Consider the following 551-nt stretch of genomic DNA (forward strand, 5'->3'; position numbering starts at 1 on the left):
CCATGTTGCGGAGACCAAGGAGGAGTCAGGCATTATCCTTAAACGCTACGGCAAACGCCCCCTTGCTTTCTAGAAGAACTGGGTTACTTAGATCATCCGTCTGTCTTTGCTCATGGGGTCGAATTAAACGAGCGAGAAATTGAACGCTTAGCAACTTCTCACGTGGCTATTGCCCACAATCCTATCAGTAACCTCAAACTGGCATCAGGAATCGCTCCAATCATCCAACTTCAAAAAGCAGGAGTTGCAGTTGGAATTGCGACTGACTCGGTTGCTTCCAATAATAATCTGGATATGTTTGAGGAAGGACGGACTGCAGCCCTTCTTCAGAAGATGAAAAGTGGGGATGCCAGCCAATTCCCTATTGAAACAGCCCTTAAAGCTCTGACAATCGAAGGGGCTAAGGTCCTAGGGATGGAAGAACAGATAGGAAGTCTGGAAGTAGGTAAACAGGCAGATTTTCTCGTTATTCAACCACAAGGGAAAATCCATCTTCAACCCCAAGAGAATATGCTCTCTCACCTAGTCTATGCTGTTAAATCCAATGATGT

1 pseudogene is annotated in these 551 nt (G+C 45.7%); it reads left to right on the plus strand.

Annotation, left to right across the window (positions count from 1 at the left end):
• Window positions 1-551, plus strand: a pseudogene (locus SMIDD26_RS02640) (amidohydrolase family protein); the annotation flags it as partial.

The organism is Streptococcus mitis, from assembly GCF_001579035.1.
GTDB lineage: Bacteria > Bacillota > Bacilli > Lactobacillales > Streptococcaceae > Streptococcus > Streptococcus mitis_J.